This window comes from Neptuniibacter sp., from assembly GCF_024231755.1.
Classification (GTDB): domain Bacteria; phylum Pseudomonadota; class Gammaproteobacteria; order Pseudomonadales; family Balneatricaceae; genus Neptuniibacter.
In genome coordinates, this window is record NZ_JAAEQH010000249.1 from 1 (window position 1) to 20646 (window position 20646).

The window sequence follows — 20646 nt, forward strand, 5'->3', positions numbered from 1 at the left end:
ATCGGGGTTGTCTAGATTTTGCTTCAGCTCGTCAGCTTCGATAATCAGCGGCAGAGTCATCGGGATGTACCAGAAACTTAATGGATTGCAGATGATACTGGGTTCCTAAGCAGGAGTAAAAACTACTCGACTGCAATAGGAGATAGGGTGTCATTATTGGCTTTTTATGCGGTTATTTTTTGAGTTTTTTCAGGCCTAGCCCTGAAGCAGAACATAGGTACCTTAAACGCTCATGGTGGAAGTCGGAAACTTCCGGTCCTGTTGGACCATAATCGGCATGGATGATAGCCAATGGAGTACTGCCATAGAATATCGACATCAGGAGGAAACCATTAGGGTTGCCCCAGCTGTGATAAGCTTCAGGTAGCATATGTAGCATTTGTTCGCGGTTTTCAGGTTTTACCCAGAGACAGGATGGTTTTTCACAAAGCTTTTTGAATAGGCTTGGTACTTCAAGGCTGTACTGAAACTTATAGATCGGGTGTTTATCCTCAAAACCGGTGCAGATGCCGGTCTGCAACTGCTTTTTCTTGTGGTTAATAATAAACAGCGATGTTCTGTTAAAGCCGATGCCGCGGTTAATACCCTGTACGAGCCCTTGAAGAATGTGTTTGGGTTCTGTGTATAGATCAAATCCTTTCAGGAAACGTTCTGCAATCTGATCGTATATATTCTTATCAAGATATTCGTTCACTTCTTGTAGGGGAACGACTTCTTCTGCAATCTCTTCTGGCTCCGGCTGGGGTACCTCAACAACTGGCTTTTCAATCGCAGGGAGCGTTTTGCAAAGAATGGATGCTTCTTTTTTGGATAAGCGATAGTTAATCTGTTTATCTGATGGCAGCATTAGGAGTTCTGCTGCAGGAGCCAGTGTGCCGGCAACGTGATACTGTCTGGCGGAGTGTGCGCAGTTCTTATGCAGCATATTGATCGTATCGGCGATCTCACCTTTAAGAAAGTCGTTGATAATATCGATGACTTTCATTGTTTTGGTCATGTACCAACCAAGATTAGCTGTTAAGGCAATCCAGTTTGCCAGTTTTACCGGGAAAAACTTCTCCTGAACCAAGTGGTTAATTTCGCGTAGATCTTCATCAGTCAGGCGAGGATCTCCTAATGCACGTTGATGCAGCTGAGCCAATGTTTTTTTATCGGGTGAGGTTTCATGCTCCAGGCTGATAGCGGCAAGTTCAGAGATGTTCCATAGTTCAATTAGACGCTGAGAAATCTCCTGAATGGTGCAGCCTAGTATATCTGTTTCCGCTAGTACGGGATCAATCCCTTCCTCACGTATTTTGACCTGAATGTCACTCATATGAAGAGCGGCATGTTGCCATAGCATCCAGTGGCCTACGCCGTAAAATAGACTTGCCAGATAGGTCTCATCTACAAATGGGGCTTTACGCATCTCCAGCCAGTGTGTTGCCTGAGTGGCCGCGTGGTGACTGATAGCGATATAGCGAAAGTACATTTTCTGCGAAACACTGGAAGGATTTAGTTTCAGTGGTGTCGCTTCGCCAACAACAGATTCAATGTTGTTAAGCCCCAGAGAGCTGATTGCATGATCGATACTGGTAACTTTGGAATCTTTAAGTTGATGGAGTTCGGATGCTTTACGCACCATATGCAGACAGAGTACAGGATCCGATTTGATTGTGCGGTTTATCTGCTGCAACGGAATATTATCGTCGCGTAGTTGGCGTTGCAGGCGACGCAGCACACTGTTTCGAACAGGAAGAGGGCGTTCCTTAAGATATTCAACCCACGCATCTGCACCGTACAACATATCTGACATTAATACTTCGCCTGTTTCACTGTTGTTATTGTTTTAGCTATTGCTGTTGCTCTTCTATAGAGCCAAGTATGTATTTGTAACTATTCCAGCGTTGTTGACTGATTGTGCCATCTTCTACTGCACTTTTCAGCGCGCATCCCGGCTCTTTTTCATGATGGCAGTCACGGAACCTGCACATTCCTGCTAATGGACTTAGTTCTTTAAAACCCTGAATTACATCCTCAGGGTCGATATGCCACAGACCGAATTCCCGGATACCTGGAGAATCTATCAGGTCTCCGCCATCAGGGAAATGGAACAAACGTGCTGTTGTAGTTGTATGTCGGCCTTTTTTCGTCTGAGTTGAGAGTTCTCCGACCTTTAAATCAACCCCTGGAAGCAAAGCGTTGATCAGGGATGACTTGCCGACCCCGGATTGACCAACAAACACGCTTATCCTCTGATCCAGTTTAGCTTTTAATTCGGCTAACCCTTCTGCAGAGGAGCTTGAAGCACGCAGTACCTGATAACCGATGTCAGTATAGCGCTGCAGCATCTGATTTATTTTGTCACTATTCGCAGAACTGAGCAGATCGGTTTTATTCAACAGAATCACGGGTTCTATTCCGCTCAGTTCAGCGGCAACAAGATACCGATCAATCAGGTTTGCGTGCGGAATCGGTTCTACGGCAATGGTGATCACGATAAAGTCGATATTAGCTGCAACTGGCTTCATCTCGCCGTAAGGGTTGGGACGTAGTAGTTCGCTCTTACGGTCTAGTTTGGCAACTACAACACCGCTCTCTTTGCCATTACGCCAGATTACCCTGTCTCCAGTAACAAGTTGGCCAAGGTTGGTGCGCATATGACAGCGTATTATCTCGCCTGCATTGTCCCCTTCAGAGGTTTCTACATCTACAGTACGGCCAAAGTGGGAAATAATCAGACCATGTTGCTCAGGACCAAGATCGCTGCTATCCAGTTGTTGCTCAATCGCTGCGTCTTTTTTTGATGCGCGAGCGGTACGCTCTTCCTGAATTTTCTGGATGCGCCAGCTTTGGCGGCGGGTAAGTTTGCGTTTCGCCATAATTTGTTTGCGAAGCCCCGGGCAATCGCCAAATATCCTCTTTGAAATCAAAGCATGTTGTTTGAAGGTAGGGTATTCTAAGTGAAAGTGTAGTGCCTGCGTCAACTTTGGGGGTGTTTTGTGGCAAATAAGGGCAATTTAATCTGGATTGACCTGGAAATGACGGGTCTTGAGCCTGCAACTGATGTAATTATTGAGATCGCAACGATTGTAACTGACTCAGATCTTAATATTCTGGGCGAAGGTCCTTCCTTAGCAATTCATCAGCCAGATGAACTTCTGGATGCAATGGATGAGTGGTGCACTAATCAGCATGGTAAGTCAGGTTTGACGCAGCGGGTCAAAGACAGCTCTATCAGTGTTGCGCAAGCGGAACAGCAAACTATCGAGTTTTTAAAGCCTTATGTGGAAGCGGGTGTTTCACCAATGTGTGGCAACAGCATCGGTCAGGATCGTCGTTTTCTGAATAAATATATGCCTGAGCTCGAAGCGTTTTTTCACTACAGAAATCTGGATGTTAGTTCGCTCAAGGAGCTGGCTAAACGCTGGAAACCTGAAGTAGCAGCAGGTGTAGTTAAAAAAGGCTCGCATCTAGCGATGGACGATATAAAAGATTCAATCAATGAGTTGAAACACTATCGCGAGCATTTTATTAAGTTAGACTAACTGTAGCTTGTAGATGTCTGGGTTTGATCTGACTGATGTTGTAAATCGGGTCAAACTCATCTCATTTGGGATAAAAAATTAGTTCACCCCTTTTATCAAGCCTTTCAAATATCCAGCCTTTAAAAAAATCATGGTCGTTATGACGCAAAAGCTTCTTGAGCCCTGAAATGGGCTATTAAGCATTCGGCCATTTGATTAGCGCTGGCCCATGCGCCTTCACTACCTCCACGGTGCAGCCAATCGCCGCAAGCCCCTATAGAACTGTCTGGGTCCCACAGGCATTCATCCTCCGTAGTGTTATGTCTGGCATATAGCCAACGATGTGTGCGCTCAGCAAGGACCGTTATCTCAGCATTTAGCACTTCGGAAAAAGCCTGTTGTAGCTCAATTGCTATGGCTTCAGGTTCACTATGGCAGTGGGATGCGCTCCAATCCTCTGTCGCCTCAATAACCCAAACTTCGGAATCAACAGAATGACTCCTGTTTGGCTTAGCGCTGTCTTTGATTGCACGAGAGATAACCGCATGCTGCCCAGAGATGAGCTCAATCGAATCGGAAATCCCAGATTCAATCGCTATTACATGCACCCAGCACATGCTTGGTTTAGCATGGTTGGCTTTATTCACAAAGCGGGGTACGGCTTCTAATAGCTCTGCTGCTTGATAAGCTGGAGTGGTCACAATAGCTGCGTCAAACAATCCCAGTGACTTACCATGTTCGTTACGCAAAATAACACTCTTATCTGATCCATTATATTCAGGCCACAGATAACCCACTCTCTGTTGAGGTATAAAGTCAGCTCCCTGAATCAACCTGCGAGTTAAAGCGCTTTGTTTGGGGGTGGCAACGTAATGATTTTTATGAATATGTACTTTTTTATCGAAACCATATTCCTTTGCTTGCCAGCCCATAATTTCTGGTTGGCTAAGAAGCCACTTCTCAAATGGTCCTGAAAGTGCTTCAAAATAAGGGACTCCCAGGTCTGCTTGATACTCACCCATCCGGCAGCTTGAGGCTCTCCCTCCTGTGCCACGACTTTTATCAAAAACAGATACGCGGAAACCATGGCTGAGCAACAAGCTTGTTAGTACTGAGCCGGAAATACCGGCCCCAATTACGGCAATGTGCGGTTGAAATAGCATTATGATTCAGAATCTTAGTGGAATGGTTTGCTGGTCGTAGGAGACATAGCTGCCAACACAGGCTTCATCGTGAGGAATGACTTGAACAAGCTCGGCCTCGTTGATGCCCGCATCTCGACAAAGTTCATATGCCTGGCTGATGTTTTTGAAGGTCATAACTTTATTTTGATCCGTTTTGATCAGCTGTTTCTTGGGGCTTTCATTGTCGTAGATAACTTCAACTACAATTGGGCTGCAACCAGACTCAATCAATCTAACGGTTTTGATCTGATCATTCCCACTCATATCTTTTAGTTCACTTGGTAACATTTTGAGCGCCTCTTTTTGGTTTATGGAACCTACGAATAAGTCCTTGCTAGCTTCTGGCTTTCAGTTTGATGTGTAATCAAGGCAGCGCTTTGCAGTAATGTCTGGACCTTACAAAAGCGAAAACGCAGAGTACGCATCAAACTGAATGCCCCTTAGCACCTAAGGGCATAAAGGCAAGGCCTGTCGCACCCAACTTCGTTGTTGCAACCTTTGCTAAGGACTATGGCCATTAGCGGCAGATTGCGCCTAGAATTTGCGCGCGACAGGCTCTTGCAGAAACCGCAGGGACTTGTTCGCAGGTTCCTTAGCTCTTGTTACGAAGAAACTTATAAAATGGTTCTCTTTGATTTGAACAAGTTAGGTTGAGTCTGATTCAGACAGCAGTGATCATATGATTCCAACCATATGGGGTTGCAGAATTCACAGGGGGTGGTTTGCTGAGTGGAATTGAAAAACAAAACGGCCCAATAACATTTCTGCATTGGACCGTATTTATTGGTCTTTACTAGGGCCTGTTAGCACTAATTTATTCATCCCTGTGACGCTTTTATAGCCTCCAGCAGGGCGATGAAATTAGTGTTAACAGGCCCAGGCTAGTTAGTTGTCAGGCGCTTTCCAGCTCGCGTTTAAGCTCGTCTTTGTTGACGCGGTTCTTGTCGCTTTGCACCAGCGGAAGGAAGCGTTTATAAACAACCCGGCTAGGGATCATGTAGGAAGCTAGATGCTTCTTCAGCTCAAAAAGAATTTCCTCTTCGCTGATCTCGCTGGCAGCGGAGTAGACCATCACGATCTCCTCTTCGATCTGCTCATTTTCCAGACCAAATACTGCGCAACGGTCGATAGAAGGGATGTTCTTCGCCACTACGGATTCAACTTCGTATGGTGAAACCCTGAAACCGCGGGTTTTGATCATATCGTCGTGACGGGAGACAAAGTACAGGTAACCCTCTTCATCTTTGTAAACGTAATCGCCTGATGCTACGACAATCTCATCAGTTAGTTGGCCTTCCAGATTGATCACGTCTTTCAGAATCTGAATGGATTTAAAACGCTCAGCGTTTTCTTCAGGTCCGTTCCAGAAACCACGGTAGATGTAGCCGCCGCGATGGATCAGTTCACCGACTTCGCGTGGGGCACACTCTTTACCTTCCGCATTGATTACATACAGCTCAACATCGGGAATTGGCTTGCCGATGGAATCAGGGCGGATCTGAACTTGGGACGGATCAAGGTAAGTTGAGCGGAACGCTTCAGTCAGGCCGTGCATAGAGTAGAACTCAGCGTTACGGAAGGTTTCCTTACAATCACTGATCATCTTCGCGGTCACGTTCCCTCCAGAGGAGGTGATGATGCGTAGATGGTCGAACAACTCAGGGCTTGGAATACGCGTGGTTTCGTCGTCAAACATCTCGGAGATGTTAACCGGCATCAGCGCCAATACGCTGACTTTATCGTTCATCAGGTGGTTGAAGAAGTCTTCAGGCAAGATGAAACGGTGCAACGCCAAGGTTGCTTTCTTGAACAGGGTGCAGAAGATCTGGTTCAGACCGTAATCCAGATTAAAGATCAGCAGGCCGGAGATTACATCATCTTCCTGAAGGCTCAGATACTGGGATACTACTCGCGCTGAATCGATCAGGTTACGGTGTGAGATTACAATCCCTTTGGGCGTACCGGTCAGGCCGAAAGAGTAGGTAATAACAGCGTTACTGTGGCCGCTAATGTCACACTCGTAAGGTTTGTTGTAGTACTTGTAGATCTCTTCGAAGGATGCCACATCTTTGTTGGTCGTTTCGTAGGAGATAACGTGACCTTCAAAGTTGATCTCTTCGATACTTTCCAGCTTCAGGCTATCTGTGATGATGCACTGGATATCACAATCTTTGATAATGTATTCAACCTGCTCAGGTTTAAGTAAGCGGGTCAGTGGCACCAGTACATAATCAGTCGACATGATCGCCAGAATGGCAATAACCTGTTCAATACCTTTCTTAGAGTAGATGCCGATACGGGAGTCTTTAGGCAAGTCCAGTTCGCTCAGGTATAGAGCAACCTGATTAACGCGTTTGAACAGCTCTTCATAGGTAACACTTTTGCCATCGTGGACCACTGCTACTTTATCTGCGTGGGTCTCAACGGCATTTTCCAGTAGAGTTCGAATACAGTTGATCGACATAGTTACGCTCCCTTCGCACCCAGTGTCCAGATATGGTAGTTACTATCCAGAATGGTCACCGGCTTATGATCTGACGTCAGTATCTTACGGTAGAAAAACTCTACGATATCTTCAATCTCTTCTGTCGTAAGTACTTTGGTGATACCACCAGTAATGACAATTGAGTTGACCGTCAGAAGTTTCAGGTTGATATACGCTTTACGATAGTGGGAGATCTTGCAAAGTACCAGAAAAATTGCCAATTGCATCAATATCTTAGTAGCTTTGTCGCTCTGCTCCTCAAAGATATTCTCTGTCACTTTAAGGTGCGTCAGCAGCTCGTAAGTGAATTCATTGTTCTGTGCAGCAAAGATCAGAGACTGTTTGGATTTATACACACCCAGTTTTTTGAACACTAAGCGGTCAAATTCATTCTCAGTAACGATGTTGTCATCCACCAGATCTTTGGAGTAGTGAATGTCAGTGGTAGCACCACCGATATCTAGCAGAATGAACGGGTTTACCACTGAGAAACTGGCATCGATATGCGGCAGTGCCTTATTCACTATGTAAGGTGTAGAGAAGATCTGGTTGCTGGTGATCTCATACAGGTGCTTGATATCTTCCTTACCCATGATGTCCTGCTGATACAGGTTGGTAAGGTATTCCTTCAGGTGTTCTTCAACAATATGCAGGCGGTCGTCGATAATGTTTGGCAGAACAACCAAGTTGTCGATTTTGCCCTGAACTTCAGCTGCATCCTGCTCCGAACCAACAAATACAATATTTGAGTAGTTAAGCTGCGATAGGTAGTTGTATAGGTTGTCACCAAAGATACCAGCGTTGGAGTTGATGCCGCCCACAACAATAACCACATCAATCAGATCGCCAGGTACAGAGTACTCTTCGATATTCTGATAGAGGATGGTATCGATGATATTGATGCCTGAGTTGAATGCGATATTAGTTGCGTACTTCAGAGAGAAGGTATTAGTCAGGCCGATAATCAGAGTGCTCAGACCGCCGTTAGCGGATGAGCAGATATGGACATCATCTTTGTTGTAACGCTCGATGGTGCTGCCGCTTTTCTGTAGCAGGTCGTCCAGAATATCTTTATTGAAATCCCGGAAGTGCTGTTCAATGTTGTCAGGCGTGCAGAGTTTGAAGTAGGTGCTGCCCACATCAATTAGCAATTTTTCGTTTTCCTGGCTCATTGCATAATGCCTATATCATGAATAATGTCGTTAACGATGCCCTTGGTATCTTTGCTCAGGTCGCACTGAGATCTTTCATATTCGAAACAGCGATCTGGAATAGGGACATTGCCACGGTCGATAATGCGAATGTTCTTGTTCGCATCACGAATGGTGATCATATTGTTGTGGTTGATGATGTGCGGAGAGAAAGGCACATCGATGACACCATTTTTAATTGAGTTAAATACTTTACGCCACAGGGTATCAGCAGAGTCATTGAATACCGCTTCCATAATCGCTTTAACTTCCAGAGTCAGGATCTCTTCCTCTTCCTCATCAACGATATTAGGCAAGCCGTTAAGAATGCGCAGGGTGTACTGAGTATCAGCAACTGTTTTTGCATTAGCCTGTGGTGTTGGGATACCGGTTGCTTCTTCGCGGGTTTTGGTGATGATCTTATCCGCACCGACCATAGAAGCGATAACAGTCGACATATTGATCAACTGCTCGGCGAAATCTTTATTGGTTGGGAATGCGCCCATCCACTGGTGATAAACCAAGTGGATTGCGGCATCGCCACAGCCAATCTCTTCAGCGTAGTAACGGGCCAGTTTCTTAATCACTGCACCGGTTACAATGTCTTGGTTCATAGAGCCTTGCTGAGAGAAGGATACTGAGAAGGATTTAACACCTTCTTCAAGTGCCAGTAGCATCTCCAGCAGCTGGATCACAATTGTGATCGCTGGTGGTACCAGAGTTGCGGTCAGTGGTCCAAAGGATTCACGGTTGATCGGCTCGTTCAACTCAGAGTAGTTCGCGCATACACGCTCAACGTATTTCCAGTACAGGAAGGCTTTATCCAGCGGGAAGTTTTTAGAGTAAGGCAGTAGGTAAGTGATCGGGCCGCCTTCGATTTCAAAAATGCCGGATGCGATCGCAGTTTCGATCAGCAGGCGCGCATCAGGTGTGCCGTGACGCAGACTTACCGGCTTATTGAAGTTGGTGATCATCTTACGCGTGGTACGGTAACCGTGGTTAACCAACGGATAACCGTTCAGCATATCGATTTCGTTTTCTTCACTCAGGCGCAGCATTTTCTTCGCTGTGCCGTAGTCATTCAGTCGCGTGTTGGAATCGATGGTCAGCGGCAGAACATCTACATTGGACTTAACGAAAAATTCGTACAGATCATACTGCTGTTTGTATGTTGGGAAACCACCGCGTGGTTGCACCAGCATCTTGTCAGCTTTGGCAAAATGATGAGAGATGAACAGGTCTTTACTGGCGTTGCGAACGAACTCCTCAACCTCATCAAAATCAAAGTTGTCTACATACTCATTGCTGAGGATGATCTCTCTTTCTTCTTGCAGCAGACTCATTTTGCCTTTCTCTTTTCTATAAACTCTTCCAGCCAATCCAGACCGGTATTCAGATCGATCTGATGGCAGACCAGATCAAAGCCGTAATTCTTGTATTTGCGCTCGATCTCTTCTGGATCACCACGGCCTACAGCCAGGTTGCCACCGATCATGAGGATCAGGTCATCCAGGCCTTTGTATTTGGCTTTTAGCGCTTTTACTTCACGGCTCCAACCTTCCGCTTCACCGTTCAACGATGAAATCAGCAGTATGTTTGCGCCGGTTTCAACAACCGCATCAAAAAACTCCTCAAGGTGTGTGTTTACACCCAGATTAAACACCTCGTACCCCCTGGCATTGAGGGAGAGTTCCATGAGTCGGTTAGCAACAACGTGAATATCGTTGCCAACTACGCCTGTTACTACTTTCATTGAATTTGGTCCGCTATAAATTGGGGCGCATATATTACCAAGAATTTCTATTAAAATCCGTTACTCAAATGATAGAATGCGCTGCAATCGACCCTTCGGAGAGTAAATATGACTTTTTTCACTGCTGATATCTGTGATGAGCACAGCGAGAAGGTTGCAGTATTAGGACCTGGTTACAGTAATTTTGGTGGTGCAACGCACTGTCAGGGTGAAGTGGTTACCATCAAATTGGATAAAAACAACACTGACCTGATCGGCCTGCTGCGCGATGAAGACGGCACTGGCAAAGTGGTAGTGGTTGATGTTGATCAGGAATACTACGCGGTTGTAGGCGAGAACCTGATGAAATTTGCTGATCAGAATAACTTCTCCGGCATCGTGATCAATGGTTATATCCGCGATACTTTCCAGATTAAAGATATTCCTGTGGCGTTATTTGCACTGGGGACCTGCTCACGTAAGTCTATTCCAGTCACTTCGGGTGAACGAGGAATTGACCTATCTTTTGGTGGAGTTGAGTTTAAGCAGGGTGATTATCTGTACGGTGATACTGATGGTGTGATCGTAGCAGCTGAAAAGATTGTTTAATTCAGTTGTTCTTGCTTGAGGCTTGCCGCTTTCATCAAAAAAGCCGGTTGTTTGGCAACCGGCTTTTTTGTGTCTGTTGTCTTAACTAAGTTCTTAAAGAATCTTAGCCAGTGACTCAGTCAGGTAATCAACGTTGGACTTCGAGATACCAGCAATATTGATTCGGCTGGAATCTACAACGTAAATGCTGAACTCATCCTGCAGACGAGCTACCTGATCTTTATCGATACCCAGGAATGAGAACATGCCGTTCTGGCGAGTGATAAAGCTGAAATCCTGAGTTACGCCTTTCTCTGTCAGTTTATCAACCAACAGCTGACGTGTGCCGTTGATACGGTCGCGCATCTCTTTAAGTTCAGAGTGCCACTGAGCAGTCAATTCATCAGAACTCAGGATTGTTTCAACAATCGCAGCGCCGTGTGCTGGAGGCATTGAGTACAGAACACGTACAGTGCGATTCAGTACAGCGCCGATGATGTCTGCTGAAGCAGCATCTTTGCCAACAATTGAGCAGCCGCCAATACGCTCACGGTACAGGCCGAAGTTCTTTGAGCATGAACTGCAGATAACCAGTTCATCAACTGTGTCAGCCATCAGGCGCAGGCCGTAAGCATCTTCATCGAGACCATTGCCGAAGCCCTGATAAGCGATATCGATTACCGGCATAAAGCCGATCTCTTTCGCTAGTTCAGCAACTTCTTGCCACTGTTCGTTGTTCAGGTCCATGCCGCTTGGGTTATGGCAGCATGCGTGGAGTAGAACTGCATCACCTGCCGGCACTTGCTTCAATGCTTCAGTCATTGCTGCAAAGTCCAGGCATCTGTTCTCATAGTCGTAGTATGGGTAAGTTTTAACTGTCAGTCCCGCTGCAGCGAAAACACCTTGGTGGTTTGCCCAAGTTGGGTTGCTTACCCAGATAGTTGCGCCAGGTTTGCAGGTTTTCAGAAACTCACCCGCTAGACGCAAAGCGCCTGTGCCGCCAGGGGTGGAAACTGTACGGATACGATTCTGTTTAACAACGTCGTGTTCACCCAGCAGTAGGTCAGCAATTTTCTCATTAAAAAGAGATGAACCCGCTGAACCCAGGTAAATTTTGGTCGTTTCGTTCTCTACGCGCAGTTTTTCAGCCGTTTTAACGCAAGCTAATACGGGTGTATTGCCAGCTTCGTCCTTGTAAATGCCAGGGCCAAGGTCGATTTTATTTGGATTTTCATCGGCTTTGAATTTAATAGACAAGCCAAGGATTGGATCCGCTGGTGGTGCCATTAACTCAGAAAACATGGAGCTTAATACCTTTAACTGAAAGTGCGTTGATTAATAGCTGCCTGAGGCAGTGTAGAGCCTGCCGAAATGGCGAAAAACGACAGGGCGACAAATTATACCGCATAAGATTTGAACATGCGCGAAAAAACAGTGGGTTATAGTGAATTTTGTTTCATAAAGTGATCATGAATGAGATTTTAAGACGCGACTGAATTAGAAATGCTTTCTTAAGAAGGAATTTTTTACTTGCAGAGTTCTTGTTGTAGCCAGTTTAAGGCTTCCTCTTCGGTCAAGAATGAGCGGGTGTTTTGAGATTTGCGCGAAGGAGAATAGTGATCAATCATCTGTTGGTGCAGATTGGATTCTATGACCATCGCTTTCGCGATTAGGTTCTGCGTATTTAACCAGCGATTGTAGCTTTCTAGCTCTTGATAAGCCTCGGGGGTACCGCCTTTCATCTCCAGATTGTTGATAAGGATTGCAAAGGGCTTTGATTCGAGTTGAAGCACGTATTTTTTGACGGTATTAGTGTATTCCTTTGCCCCTAATTCGTTAAACATGCCTTTAAGGGTTACACGAATGATCTGTTTATCCAACGAGGCTGTAACGGTTCCGTGAGAAATGGACATGATGAACTTTCTAATTTAGCTTCTTTTCTCTTAGTGTAGCAGCGGATTTCAGAAGCGAAGCTTTTTGTATCGTGGGTGCTCTTTGATGGGGAGAGGGGATGAAGGTACTTTGCTGTGCAGTGCATTTAATGCCCAAATGGCATGCTCTCGGACTACTTCAGAGTCATGTTCAGATTTTTCGATTAGAGCTTTTTCCACATCATCCCCGCCGGAACCGTTGCCTAATGCGATAGCTATATTACGCAACCACCCGATATGACCGGTACGTCTGATAGCTGAGCCTTCTGTTTTTTTCAGGAATTCCTGTTCGCTCCACTGAAATAGTTCCAATAAAGTCGCTTTATCCAGATTCTGGCGCGGATGAAAGTCATCCTCTGCAGTGAATTGGGAGAAACGGTTCCAAGGGCAGATCAATTGGCAATCATCACAGCCAAATATACGATTGCCCATCAGTGGGCGAAACTCTTCAGGGATTGAGCCATCTAACTCAATGGTCAGATAGGAGATGCAGCGTTTTGCATCAAGTACATGAGGTTTGGGAAATGCGTTAGTTGGGCAGATATCCAAACAAGCTGTGCAGCTACCACAATGGTTCTCGGCTTCCGGTGGATCTATGGGGAGAGGGAGATCAATGAATAACTCGCCCAGGAAAAACATGGAGCCCGCTTCGCGATTAAGAATCAGCGTGTGCTTTCCTCTCCAGCCGATACCTGCCTTTTCAGCCAAAGGTCGTTCCAGAATAGGAGCGCTATCGACAAAGGCCCGAAACACTCTGTCGCCAGTCGCTTCATCAATACGTTTGCCCAGTTGTGTCAGGCGCTTGCGGATCAGTTTGTGATAATCACGGCCGAGGGTGTAACGCGAGATATAAGCTTTATCTGGGTTTTCCAGGTTTTTTATCACCTGAGTGTCTGGGGGGAGGTAATCCATGCGGACACAGATAATACGTTGTGCGCCCGGTACCAGATTGTCAGCCGAGAAGCGTTTATCCAGATGGTTATTCAGATAGCCCATTTCACCATGGAAATTCTGCTCAAGCCACTTCTTGTAGTTGGGTTCTTCCGAGCTCAGATCACAGTCGGTGATACCGCATTGCTGAAAACCTAGCTCTTCGGCCCATTGTTTAATGTTTTCAGTAAGTTGCTGCAGCGTTTCTGGTGAGAATTCTGACATCGGTTCAGGCTTGCCCTTTCTAGGACTGATTACTCATAATTAAAGTAAATAAGAGATTGCGTAATCGTTTTACGCCTCCTCGTTAAAGGAGAATAACGCAGATGTCAGTCAACAGAGCTGCCTTACCCGCCCCATTATACACAGCAGAACAGACTCGGGTGTTAGATCGAACCGCTATTGAGCAGTTTTCTATTCCGGGTATCCGTTTAATGCAGCGGGCAGGACATGCGGTTTTTGCTGAAATTTTAGACCGATATCCTCAGCTAAATAGCCTTACGGTTTTATGCGGTGGTGGCAATAACGGAGGGGACGGATTTGTTATTGCTCAATTGGCGCGGCAGAAAGAATTAAAAGTACAACTGGTCTGTGTAGGTGATAAGGATTTTGTTGGACGTCTACAGGGGGAAGCGAAAGACGCCTGGCAGCAGCTACAAGAAGTTGATTCTAACTACGAGCTTTATCGACCAGATATTCCATTTACGGGTGAACTGTTAGTGGATGCACTTCTTGGAACGGGGCTTTCCGGAAATGTTCGTGGGGCCTTTGCAGAAGCTATAGAGCAGATAAACCTATCCGGGAAACCTGTTGTTGCTGTTGATACGCCTTCTGGCTTATGCGCGGATACCGGACGTGTTCTGGGTAATGCTGTCAAGGCAGACATGACGCTGAGTTTTATTGGTTTGAAGCGAGGTCTGTTTACTTCTGAGGCGGTAGATTACTGCGGTGAACTCCTGTTTGATGATCTGAAAGTGCCTGATGAGGTTTATGATCAGATCCCGGTTGATGTTTTCAGAACTACTCAAGAGGATCTGGCACGGTTTCTTTCTCCACGAGCACAATCTTCGCATAAAGGCATCTTTGGTCACGTTCTGGTTATCGGAGGTAACAAAGGAATGGGTGGCGCAGCGCTTTTGGCTGCCGAGTCTGCACTGCGATGTGGCGCGGGTTTGGTGTCACTGGCAACCCGTGAGGAACACGTAACTGCTTCGTTAAGCCGATGCCCTGAAGTAATGGTTCATGCCGTAGAGAACGTTGGCAAGCTGGCTCCTCTTCTGGATAAAACGGATGTGGTTGTTATCGGCCCAGGGTTGGGACAAAGCGCCTGGTCAGGGCAGATGCTGCTGGAAGCTTTAAAGTCAGATAAACCTCTGGTGTTGGATGCTGATGCACTGAACTTGATGGCTAGCAAGGGGTATCTAAATAGCTATAAACGAGATAATTGGATCTGTACCCCTCACCCTGGAGAGGCAGCTCGATTATTAGGTCGCTCCATTACAGATGTTCAACTGGATCGCTTTGCATCTGTGCGAATGTTACAGAATCTGTGTGGCGGAGCGGTCGTTTTGAAGGGCGCAGGTTCTCTGTCTTGTGCGGGTGGGGTGGTTCATTTGTGTGATAAAGGTAATCCCGGTATGGCTGTTGGGGGTATGGGCGATGTATTATCTGGCATCTGTGGTGCTTTTCTGGCTCAGGGGTTGGTTCCGGAGCATGCGACGCGTTTAGCTGTTTATGTACATGCGCTGTCTGCAGATAAAGTGACGCAGGAGCAGGGTGAGATAGGTTTATTTGCTTCCGACCTCTGTCGGGTATTGCCAAAGGTTATTAATTGTAAATATGAGTGATGGTTATAACGTCAGTTTGCCGGATGAAACTGCAATGGTTGAGTTTGGGCATAAAGTTGCTACTGCAACTCAAGGGCGTGGTGTTGTTTTTCTACTTGGTGATCTGGGAATGGGTAAAACAACCCTGAGCCGGGGTGTGTTACATGGTTTTGGTCATCAAGGTGCGGTTAAGAGTCCCACTTATACGCTTGTGGAGCCCTATGAGATAGAGGGGAAGCTGGTTTATCACTTCGATCTATATCGTCTGTCTGACCCTGAAGAGTTGGAGTATTTAGGTATCCGTGATTACTTTGATGAGCAGGCTTTGTGCCTGGTGGAGTGGCCAGACAAAGGGCGTGGAATTCTGCCAGAGCCTGATCTCATTTTTCAGATCAATCTTGAGGGGCGTGGTCGAACACTGAGCTGGTCACCCAAAACTGAATATGGCCGGGAACTGGCCGATAAACTATTGAGTTTAAAAGATTAGGTAAAAGGTAAGCTGGCTATATGCTCTTTGGATTATTGCCTATCAGAAAATTACAGAACCTTGTGGTTTGGCTTTCAGCATTTACATTAATGCTATGCAGTTCCCTGCTGCAGGCTGCCGATGTTAATAATGTCCGTATTTGGCTGGCTCCTGATCATGCGCGCTTGGTATTTGATATGTCGGGGCCTGCATCACATAAGGTTTTTACTCTGAGTAAACCAGATCGCATTGTGCTTGATGTGGACAAGGCGAAATTAAGCACCGATCTGAGCAAGTTGGGATTGGATAAAAGCCCTGTTCAGCGCATCCGCTCCGGCAAAAATGGTAATACTCTGCGTCTGGTTCTGGATCTGAAGCGCCCCGTGAGGCCGAAAAGCTTTGAACTGAAGCCAAACCAGAAATACGGTCATCGTTTAGTTCTCGATCTGTATGAGAAAGAAACGCTGGCTAAGCCTACCAAAACTGCCAAGCCGAAACTGGTTGCAGGAAGGGATATCGTTATAGCGATTGATGCGGGGCACGGTGGCGAGGATCCAGGGGCTATTGGTCCAGGCCGTGTACGTGAAAAAGATGTGGTCATGGCGATCGCCAAAGAGTTGAAGTACCGTCTGGATAAAACTCCGGGTTACAAGGGTAAGTTGACGCGTACAGGGGATTATTATGTCAGCTTGCGGAGCCGTACCAAGGCTGCACGTAAACATAATGCTGACCTATTTGTCTCTATCCATGCGGATGCCTTTAAAGATTCGCGGGCAAAAGGCGCGTCGGTTTGGGTGCTGTCTTCGCGTGGAGCTAGTAGTGAAATGGGTCGGTGGTTAGCCCGTAAAGAGAACAGTGCTGATCTTATTGGTGGTGTAGGTAGTGTAAGTTTGGATGATAAGGACAATGTTCTTGCCAGTGTTTTACTGGATATGTCCATGACTGCCAGCCGTGAAGATAGTCGCTCGGTGGCTAAGCAGATTCACGGTAATATCAAGCGTTTTGCCAAGATGCATAAGTCCCATGTTGAGCAGGCGGGCTTTGTGGTATTGAAGTCGCCGGATATTCCTTCAATCCTCGTGGAAACTGGATTTATCTCCAACCCTGATGAGGCGTCTAAGCTGAAAACCCGTGGTTACCAGAAGAAAATGGCTGAGGCGATTTTTAAAGGGATAACTCAGCATTTCTCCCGTAAACCGCCAGCTCTTACTTTGATAGCGCAGCAGAAAGCAGATATCAGGGTGCATAAAGTTGTACGGGGCGATACCCTATCGGTAATCGCATCCCGAAACGGTGTATCATTGTCCGCTATCCGTAAAGCAAACAATCTCAAGAATGACCGGATCAAAATTGGTCAGGTGCTGCGTATACCGGCTAGCTGATAGCTGCTATTTATCTCAAATTTTTAGGAACTTTCATGTCTCGAATCCATCTTTTGTCCCCGCGTCTTGCTAACCAGATTGCGGCGGGTGAAGTTGTTGAGCGACCTGCGTCGGTAGTTAAAGAGCTACTTGAAAACAGTGTAGACGCCGGGGCAACTAAGGTTGATGTTGATGTGGAACAGGGCGGTGTAAAGCTGCTACGAATACGTGATAACGGTTCCGGGATTGAAAAAGATGATCTGCCTCTGGCGCTGAGTCGTCATGCAACATCCAAAATTCAGGCGTTGGAAGATCTTGAGGCAGTAGGAAGTTTGGGCTTTCGTGGTGAGGCCTTAGCGAGTATCAGCTCTGTATCACGCCTTACGCTGACCTCGCGTCGTGCTGATCAGGATAATGCTTGGCAGGTGCAGACAGAGGGTCGCGATATGGAGGCTCAGGTTGAACCAGCAGCGCATCCACAGGGTACAACGGTTGAGGTTAAAGACCTTTTCTTTAATACACCTGCTCGACGTAAATTTCTTAAAACAGAAAAAACTGAATTTCGCCACCTTGATGAGGTGGTAAAACGACTTGCTTTGAGCCGCTTTGATGTGGCATTTCAGCTGCGCCACAACGGTAAGGTTATTCATCAGTTACGTCAGGCTGATAGTGAGCTGGAGCAGGAGCGTCGCGTTGCCAGTATCTGCGGTTCCGCATTTATCGATAATGCGCTGAAAGCTGATGTCATTGCTGAAGCTTCTGGTTTGAGATTGTGGGGTTGGGTGGGGCTGCCTACTTTTTCCCGTAGTCAGGCCGATCTACAGTACTTTTTTGTTAATGGTCGAATGATTCGCGATAAGGTTGTCACCCATGCGGTAAGGCAGGCATACGCGGATGTGCTTTATCATGGTCGCCATCCAGCGTATGTGCTTTATCTAGAGCTTGATCCCGCGTTGGTTGATGTTAATGTGCATCCTACTAAGCATGAGGTTCGTTTCCGCGAAAGCCGTTTGGTGCATGATTTTCTGTTCAGAACCCTGCATCGCCTGATCGCTGATATGCGTCCGGAAGACCAGATGGTTGACGAAGCCTCTCCAGCGCTAGAGCAGTCATTACAGTCATCTGTTCAGCCGCAGCAGCAGAATTTTGAGCAAGGTCGTATGGCTTTGCGACCTTCCGCTCCAGCTTCAGGTTCATCGTATTCGGGCGGTTACTCCCAGCAATCTTATACATCTTCAAATCCTTCGGCTGGACAGGTTCGCGAACAGATCAGTGGTTATGCCGCTCTGCATCCGACCGATGATCAAGCTCCTTCCTTGCCTGTGCAATCTTTGGCGCAGGATGAAGGGGAAGAGTGCTCGCCAATGGGTTATGCCGTCGCTCAGTTGCATGGGGTTTATATTCTGGCTGAAAACGCCCATGGTCTGGTGGTGGTTGATATGCATGCGGCCCATGAGCGAATTGTTTACGAACGCATGAAACAATCCTATGAACAGGATGTGGTGCGTTCTCAGCCGTTGCTGGTGCCTATGAGTCTGGCTGTCAGTGAACGTGAAGCCGATTGCGCAGAAGAGCAGGCCGAAACATTTAAGCGTTTAGGTTTTGAATTGGCGCGAATGGGGGAGGAAGCACTGGTTGTTCGTCAGGTTCCTGTCTCGCTGGCCAAAGGCAATGTTGAGCAGCTGATTCGTGATGTTCTGGCCGATATGCTGGTTTACGGTGAAAGTAAGCGCGTTCAACAACACATAAATGAGTTACTGGCGACGATGGCTTGTCATGGCGCGGTCAGGGCTAACCGGCAGCTAACCATTCCGGAAATGAATGCCCTGCTGCGGGATATGGAGCAGACTGAGCGTAGTGGTCAGTGTAATCACGGTCGTCCTACATGGAGCCAGATGACAATGACTGATCTGGATAAACTGTTTATGCGTGGTCAGTAAGGGTTTGGCTTTGAATAATAATCTTCCTGTTGTTTTTCTGATGGGGCCCACTGCTTCAGGTAAAACCGCTCTGGCGATGGATCTGTACGATAATCTGCCTTGTGAAATTGTCAGTGTTGATTCTGCGATGATCTACAAAGGTATGGATATAGGTACGGCAAAGCCGGATGCCGAAACGCTGGAACGCTATCCACATCGGCTAATTGATATCTGTGATCCGGCCGAAGCCTATTCCGCGGCTGAATTTCGTCGCGATGCTTTGCAGCAAATTGATGAAATAAGAGCTGCTGGTAAGGTGCCTGTCCTGACCGGCGGTACGATGCTTTACTTTCATGCTCTGAAAAACGGACTGGCGACTCTGCCTGAAGCTGATCCGGTTGTCCGTGAACGGATTCTGCAGCAGGCGCAAGAGCATGGTTGGGATCATATTCACCGTCGTCTGTCCGAAGTTGATCCGGAATCAGCGCAGCGCCTGAATCCAAATGATTCTCAGCGGTTGCAACGTGCGCTCGAGGTTTATGAGATCACTGGTCGCAGTATGACGGATCTGTGGGCTGAACAGGAAAAACAGAAACCAGATTTTCCGATTATCTCTTTGGCGGTGATGCCGCAGGAGCGTGCGGAGCTTCATCAGCGAATCGAGCAGCGTTTCGATATTATGCTGGAGCAGGGTTTTGTCGATGAAGTACGTACTTTGTGGGAAAGAGGTGATTTAGATCTACAGATGCCGTCTGTACGTTGTGTAGGTTATCGACAGGTGTGGGAATACTTTGCTGGAACCTGGGATTACGAAACGATGCGTTTCAAGGGTATTGTTGCTACTCGTCAGTTGGCAAAAAGGCAGGTTACCTGGCTGAGAAGTTGGGAAAATTTAACCTGGATGGACACTCATGACCCAAAACTACTCGCGAATACCTTGAAATTAGTAGGCGGTAGCATTATATAATGTCATGCTGGACTGCAAAAATGGGTGGATAGCGCTGGAATTCGGGAATAACGGCGGTTTTTGTGCACTGCGGTCCATAATTATAACGACATAAATAATAATTATTCTTTTCGGGAAGGAGTTTGCAATGTCAAAAGGGCAATCACTACAAGACCCTTATCTGAATGCGTTACGTAAGGAACGTATTCCGGTGTCAATTTTCCTGGTAAACGGTATTAAACTGCAGGGCCAGATCGAATCTTTCGATCAGTTCGTTATTCTGCTGAAGAACACCGTTAGCCAGATGGTATATAAGCATGCTATCTCAACGGTTGTGCCAGCACGTCCGGTTAAGCTGCCTGCTGCAGATGAGAAAGCTGAGGACTGATAATAATTGTTCTTTGAACGCCCCAAAAGTGGCGAACGTGCCATTTTAGTACATATGAATCTGGCCGCTGAGGCCGATCAGGAAAGTCCAAAAGAGCTCGAAGAGCTAGCCATATCTGCAGGTGCTGACCCGGTTGAATTTCTAACCGGGTCGCTTGCACATCCCAATCCCAAGTTTTTTATTGGTCAAGGAAA

19 protein-coding genes and 1 pseudogene are annotated in these 20646 nt (G+C 46.7%); 9 read left to right on the plus strand and 11 right to left on the minus strand.

Translation table 11 applies throughout. The features are described from left to right. Positions 1–172: 172 nt before the first annotated feature. Entirely contained in the window at positions 173–1795 is a 1623-nt protein-coding gene (locus GY843_RS13240) for an HDOD domain-containing protein (RefSeq protein WP_297310408.1), read from the minus strand. 37 nt (positions 1796–1832) lie between these two features. Continuing rightward, entirely contained in the window at positions 1833–2861 is a 1029-nt protein-coding gene (rsgA, locus tag GY843_RS13245; protein ID WP_297310409.1) for a small ribosomal subunit biogenesis GTPase RsgA, read from the minus strand. Positions 2862–2981: 120 nt separating this feature from the next. Here rsgA and orn point away from each other — a divergent pair, with 120 nt between their 5' ends. Beyond that, positions 2982–3527, plus strand: a complete 546-nt coding sequence (gene orn / locus GY843_RS13250; RefSeq protein ID WP_297310410.1) for an oligoribonuclease — start codon at positions 2982–2984, stop codon at positions 3525–3527. Positions 3528–3664: 137 nt separating this feature from the next. Here the strand turns inward: orn and GY843_RS13255 are convergent, their stop codons facing one another. The 6 genes from GY843_RS13255 to glmS form a co-directional block, all read right to left on the minus strand. Further along, the gene (locus GY843_RS13255) at positions 3665–4669 is read right to left on the minus strand and encodes an NAD(P)-binding protein (RefSeq protein WP_297310411.1); all 1005 of its coding nucleotides are present in this window, start codon (positions 4667–4669) and stop codon (positions 3665–3667) included. 6 nt (positions 4670–4675) lie between these two features. After that, complete coding sequence (locus tag GY843_RS13260; RefSeq protein WP_297310412.1) at positions 4676–4978, minus strand: DUF6482 family protein; 303 nt, start codon at positions 4976–4978, stop codon at positions 4676–4678. Positions 4979–5582: 604 nt separating this feature from the next. Continuing rightward, complete coding sequence (locus GY843_RS13265) at positions 5583–7154, minus strand: AMP-binding protein (protein WP_297310413.1); 1572 nt, start codon at positions 7152–7154, stop codon at positions 5583–5585. A gap of 2 nt (positions 7155–7156) precedes the next feature. Then, positions 7157–8347 carry a glutamate mutase L gene (locus tag GY843_RS13270; RefSeq protein ID WP_297310414.1) on the minus strand — a complete coding sequence of 397 codons (1191 nt, stop codon included), beginning with the start codon at positions 8345–8347 and terminating at the stop codon, positions 7157–7159. Continuing rightward, positions 8344–9708 carry a methylaspartate mutase gene (locus tag GY843_RS13275; RefSeq protein WP_297310415.1) on the minus strand — a complete coding sequence of 455 codons (1365 nt, stop codon included), beginning with the start codon at positions 9706–9708 and terminating at the stop codon, positions 8344–8346. The genes GY843_RS13270 and GY843_RS13275 overlap by 4 nt, the downstream gene beginning before the upstream one ends. Next, entirely contained in the window at positions 9705–10118 is a 414-nt protein-coding gene (gene glmS / locus GY843_RS13280; RefSeq protein ID WP_297310416.1) for a methylaspartate mutase subunit S, read from the minus strand. The genes GY843_RS13275 and glmS overlap by 4 nt, the downstream gene beginning before the upstream one ends. A gap of 108 nt (positions 10119–10226) precedes the next feature. On the opposite strand from glmS, the gene GY843_RS13285 reads away from it, so the two are divergent. Beyond that, the gene (locus tag GY843_RS13285) at positions 10227–10706 is read left to right on the plus strand and encodes an S-adenosylmethionine--2-demethylmenaquinone methyltransferase (RefSeq protein WP_297310417.1); all 480 of its coding nucleotides are present in this window, start codon (positions 10227–10229) and stop codon (positions 10704–10706) included. A 93-nt stretch (positions 10707–10799) separates the two neighbouring features. On the opposite strand, the gene GY843_RS13290 is transcribed toward GY843_RS13285, so the two are convergent. The 3 genes from GY843_RS13290 to queG all read right to left on the minus strand — a co-directional run bounded on the left by GY843_RS13290 (position 10800) and on the right by queG (position 13771). Beyond that, positions 10800–11987, minus strand: a complete 1188-nt coding sequence (locus GY843_RS13290) for an amino acid aminotransferase (RefSeq protein ID WP_297310418.1) — start codon at positions 11985–11987, stop codon at positions 10800–10802. A gap of 224 nt (positions 11988–12211) precedes the next feature. Next, positions 12212–12598: an STAS/SEC14 domain-containing protein gene (locus GY843_RS13295; protein ID WP_297310419.1), complete on the minus strand. Its 387-nt coding sequence runs from the start codon at positions 12596–12598 to the stop codon at positions 12212–12214. A 48-nt stretch (positions 12599–12646) separates the two neighbouring features. Beyond that, positions 12647–13771, minus strand: a complete 1125-nt coding sequence (gene queG / locus GY843_RS13300) for a tRNA epoxyqueuosine(34) reductase QueG (RefSeq protein ID WP_297310420.1) — start codon at positions 13769–13771, stop codon at positions 12647–12649. A 101-nt stretch (positions 13772–13872) separates the two neighbouring features. Between queG and GY843_RS13305 the strand changes: the two genes are divergently transcribed. The 7 genes and pseudogenes from GY843_RS13305 to GY843_RS13335 all read left to right on the plus strand — a co-directional run. Then, positions 13873–15393 carry an NAD(P)H-hydrate dehydratase gene (locus GY843_RS13305; protein WP_297310421.1) on the plus strand — a complete coding sequence of 507 codons (1521 nt, stop codon included), beginning with the start codon at positions 13873–13875 and terminating at the stop codon, positions 15391–15393. Continuing rightward, the gene (tsaE, locus tag GY843_RS13310; RefSeq protein WP_297310422.1) at positions 15386–15859 is read left to right on the plus strand and encodes a tRNA (adenosine(37)-N6)-threonylcarbamoyltransferase complex ATPase subunit type 1 TsaE; all 474 of its coding nucleotides are present in this window, start codon (positions 15386–15388) and stop codon (positions 15857–15859) included. The genes GY843_RS13305 and tsaE overlap by 8 nt, the downstream gene beginning before the upstream one ends. Positions 15860–15948: 89 nt before the next feature. Further along, positions 15949–17220 carry an N-acetylmuramoyl-L-alanine amidase gene (locus GY843_RS13315; RefSeq protein ID WP_297310423.1) on the plus strand — a complete coding sequence of 424 codons (1272 nt, stop codon included), beginning with the start codon at positions 15949–15951 and terminating at the stop codon, positions 17218–17220. A 35-nt stretch (positions 17221–17255) separates the two neighbouring features. Further along, entirely contained in the window at positions 17256–19139 is a 1884-nt protein-coding gene (gene mutL, locus GY843_RS13320) for a DNA mismatch repair endonuclease MutL (protein WP_297310424.1), read from the plus strand. Positions 19140–19179: 40 nt separating this feature from the next. After that, positions 19180–20085: a tRNA (adenosine(37)-N6)-dimethylallyltransferase MiaA gene (miaA, locus tag GY843_RS13325; RefSeq protein WP_297310426.1), complete on the plus strand. Its 906-nt coding sequence runs from the start codon at positions 19180–19182 to the stop codon at positions 20083–20085. 127 nt (positions 20086–20212) lie between these two features. After that, positions 20213–20452 (plus strand): RNA chaperone Hfq, encoded by a 240-nt coding sequence (gene hfq, locus GY843_RS13330; RefSeq protein WP_297310425.1) that lies wholly within the window; start codon positions 20213–20215, stop codon positions 20450–20452. Positions 20453–20458: 6 nt separating this feature from the next. Beyond that, a pseudogene (locus GY843_RS13335) lies at positions 20459–20646 on the plus strand (GTPase HflX); the annotation flags it as partial.

What these genes read in the sequence shown, in the direction of transcription:
- tsaE (WP_297310422.1), top strand. Translation starts at nt 15,386, where the DNA reads ATGAGTGATGGTTATAACGTCAGTTTGCCGGATGAAACTGCAATGGTT.
- GY843_RS13315 (WP_297310423.1), top strand. Translation starts at nt 15,949, where the DNA reads ATGCTATGCAGTTCCCTGCTGCAGGCTGCCGATGTTAATAATGTCCGT.
- rsgA (WP_297310409.1), bottom strand. Translation starts at nt 2,861, where the DNA reads ATGGCGAAACGCAAACTTACCCGCCGCCAAAGCTGGCGCATCCAGAAA.
- GY843_RS13260 (WP_297310412.1), bottom strand. Translation starts at nt 4,978, where the DNA reads ATGTTACCAAGTGAACTAAAAGATATGAGTGGGAATGATCAGATCAAA.
- GY843_RS13290 (WP_297310418.1), bottom strand. Translation starts at nt 11,987, where the DNA reads ATGTTTTCTGAGTTAATGGCACCACCAGCGGATCCAATCCTTGGCTTG.
- queG (WP_297310420.1), bottom strand. Translation starts at nt 13,771, where the DNA reads ATGTCAGAATTCTCACCAGAAACGCTGCAGCAACTTACTGAAAACATT.
- GY843_RS13270 (WP_297310414.1), bottom strand. Translation starts at nt 8,347, where the DNA reads ATGAGCCAGGAAAACGAAAAATTGCTAATTGATGTGGGCAGCACCTAC.
- hfq (WP_297310425.1), top strand. Translation starts at nt 20,213, where the DNA reads ATGTCAAAAGGGCAATCACTACAAGACCCTTATCTGAATGCGTTACGT.
- GY843_RS13305 (WP_297310421.1), top strand. Translation starts at nt 13,873, where the DNA reads ATGTCAGTCAACAGAGCTGCCTTACCCGCCCCATTATACACAGCAGAA.
- GY843_RS13285 (WP_297310417.1), top strand. Translation starts at nt 10,227, where the DNA reads ATGACTTTTTTCACTGCTGATATCTGTGATGAGCACAGCGAGAAGGTT.
- miaA (WP_297310426.1), top strand. Translation starts at nt 19,180, where the DNA reads ATGGGGCCCACTGCTTCAGGTAAAACCGCTCTGGCGATGGATCTGTAC.
- mutL (WP_297310424.1), top strand. Translation starts at nt 17,256, where the DNA reads ATGTCTCGAATCCATCTTTTGTCCCCGCGTCTTGCTAACCAGATTGCG.
- glmS (WP_297310416.1), bottom strand. Translation starts at nt 10,118, where the DNA reads ATGAAAGTAGTAACAGGCGTAGTTGGCAACGATATTCACGTTGTTGCT.
- GY843_RS13295 (WP_297310419.1), bottom strand. Translation starts at nt 12,598, where the DNA reads ATGTCCATTTCTCACGGAACCGTTACAGCCTCGTTGGATAAACAGATC.
- GY843_RS13275 (WP_297310415.1), bottom strand. Translation starts at nt 9,708, where the DNA reads ATGAGTCTGCTGCAAGAAGAAAGAGAGATCATCCTCAGCAATGAGTAT.
- GY843_RS13240 (WP_297310408.1), bottom strand. Translation starts at nt 1,795, where the DNA reads ATGTCAGATATGTTGTACGGTGCAGATGCGTGGGTTGAATATCTTAAG.
- GY843_RS13255 (WP_297310411.1), bottom strand. Translation starts at nt 4,669, where the DNA reads ATGCTATTTCAACCGCACATTGCCGTAATTGGGGCCGGTATTTCCGGC.
- GY843_RS13265 (WP_297310413.1), bottom strand. Translation starts at nt 7,154, where the DNA reads ATGTCGATCAACTGTATTCGAACTCTACTGGAAAATGCCGTTGAGACC.